The sequence below is a fragment of the Enterobacter chuandaensis genome, assembly GCF_003594915.1.
Taxonomy (GTDB): domain Bacteria; phylum Pseudomonadota; class Gammaproteobacteria; order Enterobacterales; family Enterobacteriaceae; genus Enterobacter; species Enterobacter chuandaensis.
The window spans coordinates 1-231 of record NZ_QZCS01000037.1; the positions used below are offsets into that span (position 1 = coordinate 1).

Here is a 231-nt window from a genome sequence, read left to right on the forward strand (position 1 = left end):
CATTAAAGATGTGTCGTTTCAATTTTCAGCTTGATCCAGATTTTTAAAGAGCAAAACTTCGCAGTGCACCTTTTCAGGTTCACTCTGAAGTTTTCTTGTGTTCGCAGTAAAAGATGGTGGAGCTATGCGGGATCGAACCGCAGACCTCCTGCGTGCAAAGCAGGCGCTCTCCCAGCTGAGCTATAGCCCCATCGTGTGTAATCTCTGTACCGCTCATCCTTTAAAAGGAGT

Annotated in this window: 1 tRNA gene; it reads right to left on the minus strand. The window is 46.3% G+C overall.

The features are described from left to right. Positions 1 to 114 precede the first annotated feature (114 nt). Positions 115 to 190, minus strand: a tRNA-Ala gene (locus D5066_RS22800). Positions 191 to 231 lie beyond the last annotated feature (41 nt).